Annotated in this window: 19 protein-coding genes; 10 read left to right on the top strand and 9 right to left on the bottom strand. The window is 61.2% G+C overall.

Going from position 1 to position 16,734, the window contains the following annotated elements; genetic code table 11:
* Positions 1-2: 2 nt before the first annotated feature.
* Positions 3-377, bottom strand: a complete 375-nt coding sequence (locus tag HZC36_11815; GenBank protein ID MBI5707660.1) for a cytochrome c maturation protein CcmE — start codon at positions 375-377, stop codon at positions 3-5.
* Positions 378-517: 140 nt separating this feature from the next.
* Here HZC36_11815 and HZC36_11820 point away from each other — a divergent pair, with 140 nt between their 5' ends.
* From HZC36_11820 to HZC36_11860, 9 genes are all read left to right on the top strand, one after another.
* Positions 518-1,078 (top strand): hypothetical protein, encoded by a 561-nt coding sequence (locus HZC36_11820; GenBank protein ID MBI5707661.1) that lies wholly within the window; start codon positions 518-520, stop codon positions 1,076-1,078.
* A gap of 10 nt (positions 1,079-1,088) precedes the next feature.
* The gene (locus HZC36_11825) at positions 1,089-1,847 is read left to right on the top strand and encodes a ribonuclease H-like domain-containing protein (protein MBI5707662.1); all 759 of its coding nucleotides are present in this window, start codon (positions 1,089-1,091) and stop codon (positions 1,845-1,847) included.
* A 91-nt stretch (positions 1,848-1,938) separates the two neighbouring features.
* The gene (locus tag HZC36_11830) at positions 1,939-2,841 is read left to right on the top strand and encodes a DUF4349 domain-containing protein (protein MBI5707663.1); all 903 of its coding nucleotides are present in this window, start codon (positions 1,939-1,941) and stop codon (positions 2,839-2,841) included.
* A gap of 117 nt (positions 2,842-2,958) precedes the next feature.
* Entirely contained in the window at positions 2,959-3,918 is a 960-nt protein-coding gene (locus HZC36_11835; GenBank protein ID MBI5707664.1) for an aldo/keto reductase, read from the top strand.
* Positions 3,919-4,060: 142 nt separating this feature from the next.
* The gene (locus HZC36_11840) at positions 4,061-4,303 is read left to right on the top strand and encodes a twin-arginine translocase TatA/TatE family subunit (GenBank protein MBI5707665.1); all 243 of its coding nucleotides are present in this window, start codon (positions 4,061-4,063) and stop codon (positions 4,301-4,303) included.
* 60 nt (positions 4,304-4,363) lie between these two features.
* The gene (locus HZC36_11845; protein ID MBI5707666.1) at positions 4,364-5,212 is read left to right on the top strand and encodes a hypothetical protein; all 849 of its coding nucleotides are present in this window, start codon (positions 4,364-4,366) and stop codon (positions 5,210-5,212) included.
* On the top strand, positions 5,194-5,622 hold the full coding sequence (locus HZC36_11850; protein ID MBI5707667.1) for a PqqD family protein: 429 nt from the start codon (positions 5,194-5,196) through the stop codon (positions 5,620-5,622). Before HZC36_11845 ends, HZC36_11850 begins: the two co-directional genes overlap by 19 nt.
* Positions 5,612-6,196, top strand: a complete 585-nt coding sequence (locus tag HZC36_11855) for an ABC transporter permease (GenBank protein MBI5707668.1) — start codon at positions 5,612-5,614, stop codon at positions 6,194-6,196. The genes HZC36_11850 and HZC36_11855 overlap by 11 nt, the downstream gene beginning before the upstream one ends.
* Before the next feature lie 32 nt (positions 6,197-6,228).
* Positions 6,229-6,963 (top strand): ABC transporter ATP-binding protein, encoded by a 735-nt coding sequence (locus tag HZC36_11860; GenBank protein ID MBI5707669.1) that lies wholly within the window; start codon positions 6,229-6,231, stop codon positions 6,961-6,963.
* Positions 6,964-7,377: 414 nt separating this feature from the next.
* Here HZC36_11860 and HZC36_11865 read toward each other — a convergent pair whose 3' ends face one another.
* From HZC36_11865 to HZC36_11885, 5 genes are all read right to left on the bottom strand, one after another.
* The gene (locus tag HZC36_11865) at positions 7,378-8,001 is read right to left on the bottom strand and encodes a four helix bundle protein (protein MBI5707670.1); all 624 of its coding nucleotides are present in this window, start codon (positions 7,999-8,001) and stop codon (positions 7,378-7,380) included.
* 63 nt (positions 8,002-8,064) lie between these two features.
* Entirely contained in the window at positions 8,065-8,829 is a 765-nt protein-coding gene (locus HZC36_11870) for an ABC transporter ATP-binding protein (protein ID MBI5707671.1), read from the bottom strand.
* Entirely contained in the window at positions 8,826-10,499 is a 1,674-nt protein-coding gene (locus HZC36_11875; protein MBI5707672.1) for a branched-chain amino acid ABC transporter permease, read from the bottom strand. The genes HZC36_11870 and HZC36_11875 overlap by 4 nt, the downstream gene beginning before the upstream one ends.
* Before the next feature lies 1 nt (position 10,500).
* Positions 10,501-11,418 (bottom strand): branched-chain amino acid ABC transporter permease, encoded by a 918-nt coding sequence (locus HZC36_11880; protein MBI5707673.1) that lies wholly within the window; start codon positions 11,416-11,418, stop codon positions 10,501-10,503.
* Between the two features lie 11 nt (positions 11,419-11,429).
* Positions 11,430-12,683 (bottom strand): ABC transporter substrate-binding protein, encoded by a 1,254-nt coding sequence (locus HZC36_11885; protein MBI5707674.1) that lies wholly within the window; start codon positions 12,681-12,683, stop codon positions 11,430-11,432.
* Positions 12,684-12,833: 150 nt separating this feature from the next.
* Between HZC36_11885 and HZC36_11890 the strand changes: the two genes are divergently transcribed.
* Complete coding sequence (locus tag HZC36_11890) at positions 12,834-13,790, top strand: hypothetical protein (GenBank protein ID MBI5707675.1); 957 nt, start codon at positions 12,834-12,836, stop codon at positions 13,788-13,790.
* Between the two features lie 114 nt (positions 13,791-13,904).
* On the opposite strand, the gene HZC36_11895 is transcribed toward HZC36_11890, so the two are convergent.
* The 3 genes from HZC36_11895 to HZC36_11905 form a co-directional block, all read right to left on the bottom strand.
* A complete protein-coding gene (locus HZC36_11895; protein ID MBI5707676.1) occupies positions 13,905-14,441 on the bottom strand; it encodes a DinB family protein in 537 nt (178 codons plus the stop codon).
* Positions 14,442-14,808: 367 nt separating this feature from the next.
* Positions 14,809-16,017, bottom strand: a complete 1,209-nt coding sequence (locus HZC36_11900; GenBank protein ID MBI5707677.1) for a VCBS repeat-containing protein — start codon at positions 16,015-16,017, stop codon at positions 14,809-14,811.
* Between the two features lie 231 nt (positions 16,018-16,248).
* The gene (locus HZC36_11905) at positions 16,249-16,734 is read right to left on the bottom strand and encodes a DinB family protein (GenBank protein ID MBI5707678.1); all 486 of its coding nucleotides are present in this window, start codon (positions 16,732-16,734) and stop codon (positions 16,249-16,251) included.

Raw genomic sequence — 16,734 nt, forward strand, 5'->3', positions numbered from 1 at the left:
GGTTATTCCTTTTCCTTTCCTTCGTACTTGCTGGGGCACTTGAGGTTGAGCTGCCGCGCATGAAAGACGCCGTCCTTCATGCCTCCGATCGCCACGACCTGGGTGGCTTCCCCCATGTTTGAGGGCGCCGGGCCATCGTAGATAACGTCCATTCGGCCGCCATTGGCGTCGGTCATCGTGAAACGAACTTCGCTCTTGGCCAAATCGGTGAAGAGCGTCGTTTTGTCCAGGTCGCCGATCACGTGGAGGCCATTGGCCGTGCTCGTTTTTGCCTCTGCGATCGTGACGTAGGGGCTGGCGTTGTTTAGGAACGCCATCATCATCACGCTAGCGGCCAGGACGCCGACGACCACCGAAATCAGAACTCCGATCTTCATATGTGCCTCAAGGTTCAACAACGCACCGGCCCGTGTTGCTCCCAGTTATGTCTACGAATGATTCCAGAATGAGATTTCTGGAAACTCATTCGAAAGTGCGAGTGTTAGGTGCAATCAGATACAATCGGGACGTTCTTATCATGATTCATTCGAAGAGAATTTGGCTCGGTGTTTGTCTGGCCTCGGTGCTGGCGGTGATTCCCGCTTGGCTGAGCGCCCAAGCTGGGACGATTCAGCCCGCAGCGCCTCAGACGACGAACCTCACCCTTTACTTCTCCTGCAACCTTGGCAGCTTCAAGATGCTGCCCAAGACGGAGCTTGCCGACGGGCACATCGAGGTCTCTTTCACGGGGACCCTCCTCCTGAGCGGTTTTCAGGGCAAGGCGCAAGTCACGGGTAACGTGAACAAGGAATATGAGGGCTATGGCAGGGTCGTCTACTTCGGAACGGGCAAGGCCGTCCTCGATGGGAAGTTCCGGGGCATCCAGTGGTTTGGGTCCAACATGACTGGTTCCTGGAAGGGGAACGGTGTCGCGCGGCTTTACGGCGAGTTTGACCAGCAGCTCAACACCGGCAAGTACTGGTTCGACAATCCCACCGACAAGAGCGATTGGGGCACATTCGGCATGAACGTCGAGGTTCCCAAGCGCATGGGCATCGGCCCCGAGCAGGTCACCCCGCGGCGGCGAACCGGCGGCTAAGGCAAAGCCCTTGCTCAGGCAGACCTTTTTCCATATCCCCGGCATAGGACGCACCACGGAGCGCCTACTCTGGGAGCATGGCTGCCACGACTGGGAGACGCTGCTTTCCAGGTTGGACAGCGTGCCCATGCCCGAAACGGCGAAGGCCCTGGCCCCGGCCATACTTGAGCATTCGATCCGCGCCGTCGAGTGCCAAGAACACCAGTTCTTCGCCAAGCCGCTTGGGCTTAATGAGGCGTGGCGCGCTTGGCCCGAGTTCCGAGAGAGATGTGTCTATCTGGACATCGAGACCGACGGCGGCTTCGAGGGCGACTCGGTGACCATGGTCGGGCTCTACGACAAGGACGGCTTTCGCGCTTTGGTCCGGGACGTGGACCTTCACCTCTTTCCCGACATCATCACTCACTACTCGATGATCGTCACCTTCTTCGGGTCGGGGTTCGACCTTCCCATGCTGCAGAAGAGGTTCTGGGGGATGGAGTTCGACCAGATTCATCTCGACCTCTGCCCCACGTTCAAGCGGGTTGGGGTTCGGGGCGGCCTCAAGAAGATTGAGCGCGCGCTTGGCATTGCTCGGGGCGAAGAGACCGATGGCCTCACCGGCCTCGATGCAATTAAGCTCTGGCGCGAGTATCAAGAGGGCAGCGCAAAGGCGCTTCAGGTGCTCGTCGACTACAACCGTGAGGACGTGGTGAACTTGGAGAAGCTCGCGGGAATCGCCTACCGGATGCTCAGGGACGTCACTGTTCCCTTCGCGATGAGGACCTAAGCCCTAGCGGCCATCAGGCTTTTGCCTTGACCCTTGGGTGCGCGGGACCTTGCCGTCCCAGCGGCCTGTTGCACCGGGTGAGGTGCTCAACATGAAACAAACCCTCTGGGCGGCCCTTGCGGCCGTTCTACTCGTCATTTCGGGGTGCGCCGGCGGTTACGACGCCGCCGGCTCTGCCGAACAGGCCACTCCATCCTCCGTTGCGGAGGCTAACCCCGCTGAAGCCAAGCTCGCCTCCAATCCGGGCGTCCTAGAGAACATCGGGGAGCTCAAGGCCAACCTTGCCAAGCGAAGCGTCATCCGAAGCGGCGATCTCTCCGTTCTCGTCGAAAGCGCTCAGAAAGCCGAAAGGTCGGTGAATGCCAAGGTCGACGCTTGGGGCGGATACGTGGAGCGGTGCCAGACTTCCGATCTTGCCGGAAGCCAGCCACGGATTACCCTGCTGGTAAGGGTCCCCGCCAACCTGTTCGAACAGGCGCTCGACGCCTTTGCGGACCTCGGCACGCTGGAGTCCAAGTCGATCCAGAGCGAAGACGTCACATCGAAACTGGTGGACGTGGATGCCCGGCTGGCCACGATGAGAGCGACCGAGGAGGCGATGAGGCGAGCCATTCGTGAGTCGCGATCCGCAGCCGAGATCGCCACTCTCAAGGACCAGGCGCACAAGCTGAGAGTCGATATCGAGAGCGTGGCGGCGCAACGGAAGGCCATCGGTTCGTTGGCGGTGCTCTCCAAGATCGAGGTGAAGCTGGTGCAGCGGGCCAACCCGTCGGGCGTCGGCGATCCCAACTGGGCCAAAGAGGCCTGGGCCGGTTCGCTCAGCAGCGCTTCGGCTCTCGGCAAGGGGTTAGGCGCCATGGCGATCTACGCGGTCACTTACTCGCCGTTCTGGGGCCCCGTCCTCTGGCTTGCAGTCCATCTGTCGCGCAAGGCGGTTGCCAAGAAGCGGGAGCGATTCAAGCCCGCGACAGCTCAATCCTGGTTCGAGGTCTGAGAAGCTGGGCTCTTGGATCGCGTGAACCGTCCCGGTGAGTCCAGGAGGCTCCGGGGCGGTTCCGGACTCATTCGCGCCAGCCCGCCCGGATATATGCCTGGTACGCTGAAGCAGTCTATGAAGTACGGCTCCCTCCCTGGAATCTCGAAACCGATTTCGCGCCTGGTGCAAGGCACCGTGATGATCAACTCCAAGGAGAAAGACGCCAGTTTCGCCTTACTGGACGGCATCTTTGAGCTGGGCTGCAATTGCTTCGACACCGCCAACATTTATGGGGGCGGGGATAACGAGCGGACGGTCGGCGAGTGGATCCGCAGCCGGAAGGCGCGGGATTCGGTGGTCGTGCTCGGCAAGGGCGCGCACCCGAAAGACGGCGTCGAGCGCTGCAACCCGAGGCACATCGCCGAGGACATCGAGGAGTCGCTTTCCAGGTTTGGGTTCGAGCAGATCGATCTCTATGTGCTTCACCGAGACGACCCAAAGGTCCCAGCAGACGAGATCATCGACGCCCTGAACCACCACAAGCAGAAGGGAGACATCCTGGCGTTCGGCGGGAGCAACTGGAAGCACAGCCGACTGGAGGAGGCCAACTCCTTCGCGACGAGAAAGGGGCTCACGCCATTTGTCGTCTCCAGCCCACAATACGGTCTCGCCTGGCCCCAACGAGAGGTCTGGGAAGGATGCGTCACGATCGGCAGCCCGGACGCCCAAGAGGCTCGGGACTGGTACAAGCAGCACCCGGAGGTCTCGCTCTTTCCCTGGTCGAGCCTTGGCGGCGGGATCTTCTCAGGCAGGTTCTCAAGGTCCAATGTGGACAGCTTCACAAGCTATATGGACAAGCTGTGTGTGGACTGCTATGCCCATGAAGAGAACTTCCGCAGGCTGGACCGCGCCACCGAGCTTGGACGCGAGCTTGGGGTGACGGCGGCGCAGGCGGCGCTCGCTTGGCTGCTGCACCAAGAGGGCAACATCCATCCGCTGGTGGGATGCGGGACCGTGGACGAGTTCAAGCTGAACCTCGAAGCCCTCCAACTCGAGCTGACCCCCGAGCAACTCCGGTACCTGGTAAACGGGTGAACTGGGCCAGACCGAAGATCGTTGACCCTGTTTGCCCTTGCGAGGGGCCCGGGCTCCCGGCGGGACAGCGAAAATCGTGCGCCCGCGCCTTCGGCGGGCGTATACTGTTTCGTAAGTCCTTCGGGCGCACCTTGAGGAAACTATGCAGACTCTCGCATTTTTGCAGGGCCAAGAGATTTGGATCGTCGCCATCGTCATTTTGCTGCTGTTTGGCGGCAAGAAAATCCCTGAACTGATGCGCGGCGTCGGCAAGGGCGTTGGCGAACTGCAGTCGGGCATCGAAGAGGGCAAGAAGAACTTCGAGGACGCCAAGCGATCGACACGAGATGCGATCGAGGCAAAGCCAAAGACCGACTCGGCAGAGCCTGCGAAGATCGAAGACTGAGGGCGGCAGGGACCAGGGGACCAAGGGAAAAGAGGACGACGAGTCCATAGTCGCGATCCTGTGCAGACCGCCTGCTGGAGTTTGCCGACGGGGCTGGCTGAAGCTTTGGCATTGTTTGCTTGGCAGGGACTTCGCATCGAACACCCCGAGGATTGGGCGCCCGTGGTGCTCTCCGGAACGCGCATAGAGGGTTACGCGCGATTGGCGGGGCCGGGCTCGCTGGGTTGCCAGCTTCGGTGGCAGAGCGCCAAGGCCGGCGCCGACCTGAACAAGGCCCTCAGCCATTACCTTGAACGCCTGAAGACTGACGCCAAGCGGGCAAAGGTCCCCTTCTCCTGCGAAAGCAAACCCATAGGCCAGGGTCTCGCCTATCGCTGGACCGCCGAGGGCCAGGCGCGAGGCTCTCTTGTCTTTGAACCGGATTCATCGCGCGTGCTGTTCCTTGAGGTCTTCGGCGCAAAGAAAGACCAGCTTTTGCCACTGCACCGGCAGGTCTCCGATTCGCTGCGCTCCTCTGTGGATGAGGAGATGGAGCTCTGGTTGCTCTTTGGGCTATCGCTGCGCGTTCCGGCGGGTTTGTCGGTGCTCTCCAAGAAACTGGAATCCGGACGGACGACGCTGGAACTGGGCGCCAAGCGGCACTGGGTCCATGCTCAGCGATGGTCGTTCGCCGAGCAGCTTATCCAGAAGCACGGGCTTGAGAACTGGGTTTCGGGCCTTCTCGGCAAGCGCGCTCGGGTGGTCGAAGGGCCTTTTGGTGAGGGCCGCGTTGCCGCCAGGTACGCTCAGGGTCCGCTTCGATCGCGGCTGGCGCTCATCCGGCACCAGCCCGATCGGAACCAGATCGTCGTGCTGAAGACCCTCGACGTAAAGGACAGCAGCAAGTGGCCATGGGATTGGATCGTCTAGTCGCCAAGTTCCAGCCGAGAGCCCCAAAGGACCCTCGGGCCGTGCTGCGATGCCGTCCACGGCGGTGCGAAGCGGTGGAAGAGGAGGCTCAGCCGGACGGATCGATGCAGCTCCGGGCGCCGCTCAACAAGACCTCGCGCGGCTTGCAGGCCATGATTGCCCGGGCGGCCAAGGCGCCGGTCAAAAAGACCTTCGAGCTTGAGGCCGTCGGGGCGTTCGTCTGGTCCCTGTGCGACGGCACGCTTTCCCTTGAGGCCATGGCAGAACGGCTGCGAACGCAGTTCAAGATGAACCGGCTGGAGGCCGAGGCGGCGCTCGTTGCGTTTGTGCAGACGCTGGGAAGGAAGGGGCTCATCACGCTGCTCCCCGCCGAGCCCAAGAGGTCAAAAGGAGCCAAGCATGGCCGATAGGCACCGATCCGACGCGGACCCGCCTCTCCGTGAGGCATGGCGACAGGCACTGGCCGGAATCCGGGTGCGTTTTGGGAGGCATGTGCTCACCGGCGTTGGAATCTGCCTGGGCACGGCGTTCTTCGCCAGCACCTTGACCTTGCGCGCCACCGAATCCGCCTCGGCGAAAACCGATCCGGCGGCGCTTTCCCGCCTCGACTGGCTCGCGGGCACTTCCCTCTTGATGTGCCTCGTGGGTATCACGAATTCGATGCTGCTCTCGGTCGCCGAGCGCTTTCGCGAGATCGGCACCTTCAAGTGCATCGGCGCGTCGGACACGTTCATCGTCAAGGTGTTTCTGATGGAGGCGTTCGTGCTTGGGGCGATCGGCTCGATCGCTGGGGCGCTGCTAGGCGTTGCCCTGATGGGAGGAGCGCTCGCGATGATGGGTTTCGCGGTTCCATGGGCCGTATTGCCGGCTAAGGGGCTGCTCGCGATTGGGGTGGGGATGCTCCTGACGGTCGGGTCAGCGATCGGGCCGGCGGTGCAGGCGGCAAGAATGCCCGCCGTGTCGGCTCTCAGGACGGAGGTTTAGCCGCCTCGCCCACTTGCCGCCATAATCTGGCTATGGCGAGGGAGTGCGTGGTGAGGACTCTGGACGTCGTACGGACGTACGGCTCCGGCGATGCCGCCGTCCACGCGCTTGCCGGGATCACTTGCGAGGTGTTTCAGGGCGAGTACGTCTCGATCATGGGGCCCTCGGGGTCTGGCAAGAGCACGCTGTTCAACATGATCGGCGGTCTGGACAAGCCGACTTCGGGCAGCGTTTTCGTCAACGGCGTGGACATTGCCGCGCTGACTGCCCGCGAGCTGGCGTTCCTAAGATGCCACACCATCGGCTACATCTTCCAAACCTTCAACCTCATCACCGTGCGCACGGCGCTGGAGAATGTAACTTTGCCGATGCTCTTTGCCGGAAAGCTCCCCGACGAGGCCGAGGAAAAGGCGATGGCGCTGCTGGACCGGGTGGGGCTCGGAAACCGCTACCACCACCGCCCCAGCGAGCTCTCGGGTGGACAGCAGCAACGTGTTGCGATCGCCCGCGCACTCGCCAACAGCCCCGCGATCATCCTCGCCGACGAGCCCACGGGGAACCTGGACCTGCGCACCGGCAAAGAGATCATCGAGTTGCTGAAGGAGCTCAATTCCGAGCAGGGCGTGACCATCGTCTCGGCGACGCACGACCTGAAGATGCTCGACGTCAGCGACCGGATCTTCCATATCCGGGATGGGATGCTGGATAAGGTGGAGGAGCGCCTAGACGTGCAAATAGAGCTTGGGACCGTCAGCTCAGAAGTGTGACCGTTTCCAAAACACTTCCTGGCTAGTGCCTCGAAGTGCCTGTCTCCGTGTCTGGGTCTCGGTCCTCCGGGGCGAGTCCCTCATCATCGGGCATGTGCTTCCAGTATGCGCGCTCTTGCCAAGACACAAATGCCGCACCCGTTAGGCATAGAACGAAATAAATGGACGGTACGATCCAGTTAATGGGCGGCAAAGCGTTCTTTAGTGCCCACTCACTCGCGAAGCCTCCCCCAACTACAAAACCGGAAACACAGGCAAATAGAAGACAACCCCGAAGACAGGTCATCGTCCACCCACTTCAGTGGGGACATCCAAACCCGATGCCGCTCCGACAGCCTGTAACGCCGTGACCGCGTTGTACCTCAAGCGGGCCCTTCTGAAGAGGTATGACCTGCGCTCATTCGGCAAGCGCTCTCAGTTTCGTTTCCGCCTCGAGGCCCTTGTTCGATAGAGCTTCTCTGTGAAACCGCCCTCCGCCTCAAAGGCGTTGGCTTGAGCTTGGATCTGCTTGTCGAGCAGATGACAAACGAGATTCAGCAGCGCTAGTGCGGCGTTAGCGAGGGGGATGGACGGGCATGGACCAGCATGGACGCCTTCCGGAGAAGGATTTTGAGACGAACGCTTTTCGAGGTTTGCCCTAGCCAACGCCATCTCCGCATCGCACCACTGGAGAACCTCTTCAAGGCATGAATAGTGCCGGGCCCTGAACCGCTTGAGAGCGGCGTGGTCGGTATCCCACTGAGGGTACTTGCGCTGCCTCAAATAGTCCTCGTAATCGAGCCTGAGCTCCTCGAGGCTCGATCGCGCCGCGTTGGTCAGCTTCAACTCGAGCTTCTTGGACGTGGCGCTGAACTGGCTACCTTCAGCGATGTTCTGGACTCCGGATCGCGCCGCTTGAATCATCTGATCGCAGGTTCGGCTTGTCTTGGGAATGAAGTGCCTAACAAAGTAGTCTGTCAGATCGAATACCAGCCGAGCTAGCTGAAAGGTCTTGAGCTTCCGGTAACCGCCGTGCTTCGGAATGAGGGGCTCATCCATAGCATCAATTCGCTAGTCCATGCCCGTCCATGTCCAGTCCATGCCTGTCCTAGTTCTCCTGAACTACACAGCCTCGCCCAGATAGGCCTCAATGACCTTGGGGTTGTTGCGGATGTCCGCCGGGCCGCCAAAGGCGATCTCCTCGCCGTGGTCCAGCACGAAGATCTTTTCGCAGAGGTTCATCACGAACCGCATGTCGTGCTCGATCAGCAGCACGGTCTTGCCGAACTCGTCGCGGATGCGCCGAACGGTCTGCAGAAGGTCCTCGCTTTCTTGGGGGTTCATGCCGGCGGCGGGCTCGTCGAGCAGAATGAGCTCGGGCTTGGTGGCCATGGCGCGGGCAATTTCCAGGCGGCGCTGCTTGCCATAGGGCAGGTCGGAACTTCGGGCGTGGGCCACGTCCTGGAGATCCATCACTTCAAGCAAGTGATAGGCTTCTTCTTGAAGTGCCTCGGTTTCCTTGATCGCGGACGGCAGATAGGCAAAGGCGCTCGCCAGAGACGACTTGTGCCTGAGAAACGCCCCTACCGTCACATTCTCCAGCACGGAAAGCGCCCCGAAGAGGCGGATGTTCTGGAACGTGCGACAAATCCCCATCTGGGCGATCTTGTTGGGCGGGCTGCCGGTGATGTCCTTCCCGTTGAAAAGCACGGCGCCTTCCGTAGGTTGGTAAACCCCCGTGATCATGTTGAAAACGGTGGTCTTCCCTGCACCGTTCGGTCCGATGAGGCCGAAAAGGTCGCCCTTTTCGATGCTGAAGTTGGCCCTGTTGACCGCCACCAACCCGCCAAAGCGGATCGTCAGGTCTTGAACTGTAAGGACGCTCATTGGCGAGCCCCCTTGCTCAGGGAGCCGGTCATGAGGGACTTGAAGAAGCTCCAGCTATATTCGTGATGGCCCATAAGGCCGGTCGGCTTGAGGATCATCACCAGGACGAGAGCGCCGGAGAACAGCGCCCAGCGCAGATCGCTGGCGGCGTAAACGGTCTTTCCGACAAGCGCTTCAAGTGGACCGATCTTCTGCAGCAATCCGCCAATGATCGGCTTGAGATAGATGATCACCACGAGGCTAAGGCCGATGGCCCCAAAGCGTGGCAATCCGGTCGCCCGAGCCGGGGTGAAGAACAGCGCGATGATCAAGCAGAGCATCGCCGCAAGCGCGGGATAGGACAGGACCACGGAGAGCTGCTGGCCATACAGTTTGAAGCCAAGCCACGCCACACCCATTGCCGAGATGACGCCCAACACGCTCCAAAACGCCTTCTGCTTTCCATCGAACCGCAGGATCGCCTTCTGGCTCAGCACCTGGACCAGCTTGCAGATCAAGATCGCCGCGATGATGAGTCCATAGAGCTCGGTTGCGGGGATGTTGGGCACCTTGCGGAGGCCCTCTTCGAGGAGTTTCATCGTGATGCCGGCAAGAGCGGCGCCGGTGATGCTTCCCGTGCCGCCAATCACGACCATGGCGACGAGCATGAAGCTCGTATCCATCTTGAAGTCGTCGGGAGAAACCGGGCCGTTATAATGCGCGAAAAGGGCTCCTGCCATCCCGGCCAGCGCAGCGCCGATCACGAATGCCTGGACTTTCACGCGCGTCGTGCTGACTCCGGTCGCATCCGCTGCGAGTTCGTCTTCCCGAACCGCAAGAAAGCTCAGCCCGTGGGCGCTCTTCAAAAGGTTGCGAACCACAGCAAGCGTCCCGATGAAAAGCAGGATGATGCACCAAAGCTCGGTGAGCTTGGGAACACTCTGGATGCCCGTCGCGCCGCCCGTGTCGAGCTTGCTATCGAGCCCGATTGGGAAGTGGAGAAGCTGGATCACTTGCCACAGAACAAAGTGGACCGCCCGAACCACCCCATAACCAACCACCGCCGTGAGGATGCCGACGCCCCACTTGCCGATGCCCTCGCGGTCCTCCGCATAGCGCCGATACACCGGCAGCAACCCGACCACCGCGACGACGATCGCAATGACCGTTAGGAACACAGAAAGCGTGATCGCCTGCGCGCCGCCATCCTGGTTCCTAAGGATGACGTTGACGATCTCACCGAAACCGAGCGTCGCAACGGCCAGATAGTCGCCCTTAAGCCTTAGGGACGGCAGCCCGACGATCAAACCGGCGATAGCCGAAGCACAGGCTCCCGCCACAACCATCATGGCGAGCCAGACGATCGGGTGCTGCTTCCCTTGCTGATAGAAGAGCAAAGTCAGCTTGCCGCTCGTCATGGCGCCGATCAAATAGAACGCGGCGTGGCCGATGCTGAACTGGCCGGTGATGCCGTTGATCAGGTTCAAGCTGGTTGCCAAAGTGGCAAAAAGCAGCGCCAGAACGAACAGCCGGACGTCGTAGATGCCCAGCTTCGGCGCCACAAAGTTGTGGAAACCGTAGAGCAACGCGAAAACGAGCAATAACGAGATGAAACGGACGATCCAATAGCGGCCGGCGCTGAACCGCGGGGCGTTCAGAACGGATTCGATCATGGTGGGTGCAATCGCCATATCAGACCTTATCCGCCGTGCTGCCGAAGAGCCCTCCGGGTCGGAAGAGCAGAATGACGATGAGAATGACGAAGGCGACGGCGTCGCGATAGCCCGCATAGCCTGCCCAAACGACAAGCACCTCGGCGCACCCCATGATGAGGCCGCCGACCACAGCGCCCGGGATGTTGCCAATGCCGCCGAGCACCGCGGCGACGAACGCCTTGACGCCCGGGATCAAGCCGATGAAGGGCTGGAGAGGTTGGCCGAACGCAGTGGCGTTCATCATGCCCGCCGCGCCCGCCAGGCTCGAACCGATGACAAACGTGACGACGACCACCCGGTCCACGTTGACACCCATCAGCGACGCCGTTGCGAAATCGTGGGAAACCGCGCGCATGGCGCGCCCCATGGTGGTCTTGGTCACAAAGATCCAGAGCCCCGTCATCAGCACCAGCGTCACTCCAAGCACCGCAAGCTGGCTTTGCTGGATGGTGATGCCCGCAAAGTGGATCGGTTTGGCGAGGACGTTGACCTCCTCGACGATGCTGGGCTGCGGGGAGGTTTGGAAGATGAGGCGTCCCGTGTACTCCAGGAACAGAGAGACGCCGACCGCGGTGATGAGCACCGAGATTCGAGGGGCGTTCCTCAGGGGCCGGTAAGCCAGACGCTCGATGATCACGCCGAGGATGGCGCACCCCACCATCGCGATCAGCAGCATGGCGATCAGCATCACGTAAGGGTTCATCGTCATGCGGTTGAACCACACCATCGCCGTGTAATAGGCGAAGTAGGCGCCAACCATGTAGATGTCGCCGTGAGCGAAGTTGATCAGGCGAAGAACGCCATAAACCATCGTGTAGCCGAGGGCGATGAGCGCATACACCGCCCCCAGCTGCACGCCGTTAACCAGTTGCTGCGGAAGTTGTCCCCAATCCAATCGTCGGCAACCTACTTCTTCTTCGATTCGAACACAAAGAACGGGATCTGCTTAACGGGCTTGAACTCCGTCTTTCCAACCTGCAGCACGAGTGCCGGCTTCTGAGCGTTGCCGTCCGCGCCGATCGTGATGCTGCCCGACACGCCCTTCATGTCCTTCACGCCGGCAATCGCCGTGATCAGGCTCTTGCTGTCGGTCGCGCCGGACGCCTTCAGCGCCGTGAGCACCACGTTGGTCGCATCGTAGCCGAGGGCGCCCATCGCCGTCGCGGGCGGATGGTTGTACTTGGCCTGGAACTTCTTGACGAAGTCCTGGACCTCCGCTCGCTGCTCGCTGTTGTGATAGTGGTTCAGGAAGTACTGGCCCTGGATGCCGGTGCCGCCCGAGTTGATGAGCTGGGTGCTGTCCCAACCGTCGCCGCCGAACATCGGCACGTTCAAGCCGACCTGTTCGCGCTGGCGGGCGATGGGCCCAACCTCTGTGAAGTACCCCGAGCAGAACATGCCGTCCGGGTTCTTCGACTTGATGTTGGTGAGCTGGGCTTTGAAGTCCATGTTGCCGCCCGACTCATAGAACTCCTCGGTCGCGATCTTTCCGCCGAAGAACTCGAAGGCCTCTTTGAACACGTCGGAAAGGCCCGTCGAATAGGGGAGTTTGCGGTCTGTCATGACGGCGACGTTGCGCAGCTTGAGGTCCTCATAGGCGAACTTGGCCATCGCGGCGCCCTGGAAGTTGTCGGTAAAGCACGCCCTGAAGATCGCGCCGCCCTTTTGGGTGATGTCCACGCGGGTCGCGCCGACGGCGACGATCGGCACCGAGTTCTCTTGGCAGACCTGGGCGGCCGGAATGGTGATTCCGCTCGCCACTTCGCCGATGACAGCCAGGACCTTGTCCTCGCCCACCAGCTTTTCGGTGGCCGACTTGCCGCTCTCGGGTTTGGAAGCGGTGTCCTCTACCTTGAGCTCGATCATCTTGCCGTTCACGCCGCCTGCGGCGTTGAACTCGTCGACGGCGAGCTGGGCGCCATTCTTGGAGTCCTCGCCCCAGGGCTGGTTATCGCCCGAAAGGCTGGAGATGAGGCCGATTTTGATCGTGTCGCCCTCGGCTTTGTTGCCCTCGGCCGTAGGCAGTTCACGCCCTGGCGCCGCCGCCGTTCCTCCGGCTGCGCCACCGCCTGAGGGTGCAGGATTGTCGGTTCCGCCGCCCCCTGAGCAGCCAGAACAAGCAGCGAGACTGAGCGCCATAGCGGCGCTGAAAAGCGACATTGACAAGGAGAAAAGGCTTCTTTGCTTCAACTTCGCACCATCCTGATCCGGGCGTCGTTCACACCGGTCGTTGAGGGCGTCAGTATACATAACCTCAGAGGGCAAGCCAAGGGTAATCTCGCGAAATCGCGTTTCAAGTTGAGGGCACCCATGTCAGACGAGCAATCCAAAGCGTTTCTCGATTCCGCAACCCAGGCCTTGCACAACGGCGAGTTCGCCAAAGCCCTGGAGTTTGTCCAGCAGGCCATTGCCGTCCAACCTGAGAGCACCGACTCCTATGTCTTGAAGGGCGTTGCCCACTCGCAGCTCCAGCAGGCCGATGAGGCCACGGAGGCATTTCGGCACGCCATTATGCTCTCGCCCTACAACGTGAAGGCCTATTACAACCTGGCCGTCCATTACAACAGCCTCGGGCAGAAGGTCTTGGCGGCTGAAATGGCGAAAGAGGCCGTGCGGATCGATCCCAAGCACGTGGGCGCGAAGGACCTTTTGGGCCGCATCGAGAACGAGATCAAGCCGCCCGAGACGACGGTTCCGCATACCGGCTCCTCGGAGCCTCCTGCTGAACAGCCGATGGCGCCGCCGCCCGGCACGACGGGTCCCGACCCCGTCCCCGCGCCCGGCCCGCAGCCTTTTTCGCAGCAAGGTCCCGCTCCGGGGCCCTACCAGCAGCCTGGCCAGCCTCCACAGCCTGGGCAACCCTATTATAGGCCTGGATATGAGAACCGGTCGGTGCACAGCATCGGGTTCGTCGAAAACATGGGCGGCGCCTGGACGACGGTCGGCTATGCGATTGGAGGGATTGCGTCTCTCTTTTGGGTGATTGGCCTCGGACGGTTGGCCACGATGTGGAGCCAATCCGGCGGAGACTTCCAGAAGCTGGCCGAACTGAACCAGCAGCAGGCTTTTGCCACCGGCGCTCCGGGCGAGCTCCTGCTCCAGCTCGTTTCGCTTTTTGTGCTGTTGGTGTCGCTGGTCTGGATGATCATGGACATCGCCGACAGGCGCGGGAATTGGCTCTGGCTGCTGCCGTTTGTCATTTGCTGCTGCTGCACAGGCGCCTACGGACCGATGCTCCTGATTTACGTTTGGAAGGGCCGAGATTAGGGCGCGTCCGTCGGGGGGCACAAGGGGCCGCAAGGTGAAAGCGAAGAGTGAAGCCCTGGTACCAAGGGCTGCCCCCTTCCATCTTCCCTAGCCCCAACGAGCCGCAAAGTGCCTTCAAATCCCCGGCTGGACCAGCTTCCTCCACATCTCCTGCAACAGGATCGCCTGGCCGCCGTGATAGGACTCATGCTGGATCACGTGGCCCACGATCCAGCGGGCCGTGAACTCCCACTCCTTGTAGGGCAACAAAGAACCAGGTGAGGGCCAACTTGCAATTGCCTTCAAAGTCCTTTCCCGGATCTGGTCGTGCATTGCCAAGTATGCGTTGATGGGTCGAGGCGCGACGGTCGGCCACTCTCCGATCTCGACTTTGGTCTCCTCGCTCAGCAGCAACTTGTCCTGGTTCGGGTCCGAGGGCAAGCCCATGAGCACGCGCTCAAACCAGAACGACTCCACGTCGGCGATATGCAAAATGATCGACCCAATGCTGTGGCCCCCGGGATCCGGCTGCCAGGAGATCGCCTCAGGAGGCAGGTCGGAGTCCAGTTCGCCACGCCATTCGCGGGTGCCGTCGAGCAAAATGCCCGCGAGCAGCCCGTAGGGCTCCGGCAAGTGGTTGAATTCCTGAAGATCGGTCGTCACTTCTTCCATGGCATCCCATTATCGCCGTCAGTGACTGGCCGCCATCCGGCCCAAATGGCCCTGGCGGGCCCTTCGGGAACCGACACGAAGTAGAACGGCGCCGGTCCGCGCCATTACCAGACGTCACTGGAAAACTCTAGAGTCAGGCGGAGAAAGAATAGCATTCTCAACCTGAGATGCGGATTGAGGTTCGAGGTGCAGGGTGTGGGGTGCTGGGTGTGAGGTGTGAGGTGTGAGGTATGGGGTGTGGGGCCAGAATTCACCTCGCCCCAGGGGGAGAGGTCGGTGCCTGCCCCGGTTCCATCGGGGAACGCAGTGAACCGGGTGAGGGGGAGGGGACTCAAACCCCGGGGCCACACCTTTGAACCCCTGACCCTTAACTCCTCTGCAGAAACACAAAGACGCCGTTCTTGTTGGAGATCACGATGTCCGCGAGGCCGTCCCGGTTCATGTCTTGAACCACGAACTGCGTACCCACCCCCGAGTCCTCATCGATCACATGCCGTACCCATTCGACCTTGCCTTTGGACCGGACGAGTTCATAGCGAACGAGCCACGACGGCTCTTCCGAGCCCACGTCCACCCCGGGAGGATGCGCCCATTTGCGCTTTCCAGTGATCAGATTCACTACCCTGGAGCGACCCAACGGAGCTAGGATCGCCGCATGGGTCTCCGAAACGGTCTCGTCGATCGTGTGGCGCTCGAATCTCCCGTCGGGCTTCTGTTCCGCCCACCACACGCCGCGCGCGTGGGCGGAGCTGGCGAGAAGGTCCACGCGTCCGTCCGCGTTCACGTCGAACGCGGGGATGTGGGCGCAGTCTGCGAAGATCACCGCACTCTGAAAGCTCCACGGGGCGGCCTTTGGGTCCTTGGGTTGAAGGTAGGCGCCGTCCTTGGTCAGTACATCCAGTCTCCCGTCGCCATTGATGTCCCCCACACCCAGGCCATGCGCATACCGCTGCGAACCTGCGCCCTTGGGACCGCTGATCGGGTGGCAGGTCCATGGCTTATCCGAATCCGCAGAGGGCTCGAACCAAGCCAGATAGTTGTCGTCGGTGCCCATGACGAGGACCCGCTTGCCACTCTTGAAAAGGTCGATATAGAGCGGGCTCTCGTTGCAGGCGCTACGCCAGATGAGGTGCTCTTTCCATGACACTTCACCTCGCCCCATGAGGGAGAGGCCGGTGAGCTCCGGCGAACCGGGTGAGGGTTGCGTCTGAACCTTAACCAGGCTCGTATCCTGCAACATGTTGCGCCCGGCTCCTGGATTCTCCCGCCAGATGGCCTGCTCTCCCGGCATCCCAATGACGATCTGGTCGATCCAGCCGTCGTGGTTCACGTCTTCGGCCCAGCAATGAAAGCAGTTGCTGTATTGGGTCTTGGGTTCCAGCTTGGGGACCGGAGCTATCTCGTGCGGCGTCCAAGGGTCAGAGAGCTTTCGGGGCGCTTCGTACCACACGTTCCCCGCCATCACGTCGAGCCTTCCATCGCGGTTGACGTCGGCGACGGCGACACCCTCCGAAACGAATCGCTGATCGAGAATGACCCGAGAGAAGCTAACGGCCTCGTCATGGATTGGGTGCATGCCCCGCTGGGCTCCAGGCAAAGATGCCAAGAGCGCCGCGAAAAGAGGGATTCGGAAGATCAAGGGTCCTGAAATCATGGGTTCCCGCGCAGAGATTACCGTCGCGGGCTGAAGCCCGCTGACCCTGAAAAGGCGGGGTGAACCCAGCCCTCCTTCCCTTTGTCCCTCTATCCCTTTGTCTCTCTGTCCCGCCCCTTCAAAGCGCAGACCCAACGATGCGGTGCCATTGGGTCAGTTGTCATTGGTCTTGTGCCCCATCAGGTGGCGGACCGTGAACGCCTGCCCCGTGTGGTAGGCCACGTGGAACACCATGTAGTCCACAAACTCGCCAAAGGTCCGGCCAGGACCTTCACAGGTGAGCGGCGTATCGCGCTCGGCCTCAATCCCGCTTAAGGTGGCTTTGAAGTCCTTCTGTACGCGGTCGAACTCCTTGGCGACTGCCTCCACCCCCAATTCCAGGCGCAGAGGGGTGTTCTTGCTGGTGAGGTAGTACCGCGCCTCATCGCGCATCAATGGCGACTCGACGGGCGCCACCGGATTCAGCTTGTTGGCATAGGTGATCTGCCAGTAAGCCATATGGCAGACGATTTCGCCGACGCTGAGCAGCTTCGGGTCGGCCCGCCGCCAAAGGTCCGCGTCGTCCAGGTTCTCGAAGACTAGAGAGAACTCCCAATGGGCAGAGTCCCATGCTTGCGATTGACCTTCCAGAAAGTGCAT

This window comes from Armatimonadota bacterium (assembly GCA_016223145.1).
Classification (GTDB): Bacteria; Armatimonadota; Fimbriimonadia; order Fimbriimonadales; family Fimbriimonadaceae; genus Nitrosymbiomonas.

What these genes read in the sequence shown, in the direction of transcription:
- HZC36_11835 (MBI5707664.1), top strand. Translation starts at nt 2,959, where the DNA reads ATGAAGTACGGCTCCCTCCCTGGAATCTCGAAACCGATTTCGCGCCTG.
- HZC36_11840 (MBI5707665.1), top strand. Translation starts at nt 4,061, where the DNA reads ATGCAGACTCTCGCATTTTTGCAGGGCCAAGAGATTTGGATCGTCGCC.
- HZC36_11860 (MBI5707669.1), top strand. Translation starts at nt 6,229, where the DNA reads ATGGCGAGGGAGTGCGTGGTGAGGACTCTGGACGTCGTACGGACGTAC.
- HZC36_11885 (MBI5707674.1), bottom strand. Translation starts at nt 12,683, where the DNA reads ATGTCGCTTTTCAGCGCCGCTATGGCGCTCAGTCTCGCTGCTTGTTCT.
- HZC36_11890 (MBI5707675.1), top strand. Translation starts at nt 12,834, where the DNA reads ATGTCAGACGAGCAATCCAAAGCGTTTCTCGATTCCGCAACCCAGGCC.
- HZC36_11855 (MBI5707668.1), top strand. Translation starts at nt 5,612, where the DNA reads ATGGCCGATAGGCACCGATCCGACGCGGACCCGCCTCTCCGTGAGGCA.
- HZC36_11815 (MBI5707660.1), bottom strand. Translation starts at nt 377, where the DNA reads ATGAAGATCGGAGTTCTGATTTCGGTGGTCGTCGGCGTCCTGGCCGCT.
- HZC36_11830 (MBI5707663.1), top strand. Translation starts at nt 1,939, where the DNA reads ATGAAACAAACCCTCTGGGCGGCCCTTGCGGCCGTTCTACTCGTCATT.
- HZC36_11905 (MBI5707678.1), bottom strand. Translation starts at nt 16,734, where the DNA reads ATGCACTTTCTGGAAGGTCAATCGCAAGCATGGGACTCTGCCCATTGG.
- HZC36_11820 (MBI5707661.1), top strand. Translation starts at nt 518, where the DNA reads ATGATTCATTCGAAGAGAATTTGGCTCGGTGTTTGTCTGGCCTCGGTG.
- HZC36_11900 (MBI5707677.1), bottom strand. Translation starts at nt 16,017, where the DNA reads ATGCACCCAATCCATGACGAGGCCGTTAGCTTCTCTCGGGTCATTCTC.
- HZC36_11875 (MBI5707672.1), bottom strand. Translation starts at nt 10,499, where the DNA reads ATGGCGATTGCACCCACCATGATCGAATCCGTTCTGAACGCCCCGCGG.
- HZC36_11870 (MBI5707671.1), bottom strand. Translation starts at nt 8,829, where the DNA reads ATGAGCGTCCTTACAGTTCAAGACCTGACGATCCGCTTTGGCGGGTTG.
- HZC36_11895 (MBI5707676.1), bottom strand. Translation starts at nt 14,441, where the DNA reads ATGGAAGAAGTGACGACCGATCTTCAGGAATTCAACCACTTGCCGGAG.
- HZC36_11850 (MBI5707667.1), top strand. Translation starts at nt 5,194, where the DNA reads ATGGGATTGGATCGTCTAGTCGCCAAGTTCCAGCCGAGAGCCCCAAAG.
- HZC36_11865 (MBI5707670.1), bottom strand. Translation starts at nt 8,001, where the DNA reads ATGGATGAGCCCCTCATTCCGAAGCACGGCGGTTACCGGAAGCTCAAG.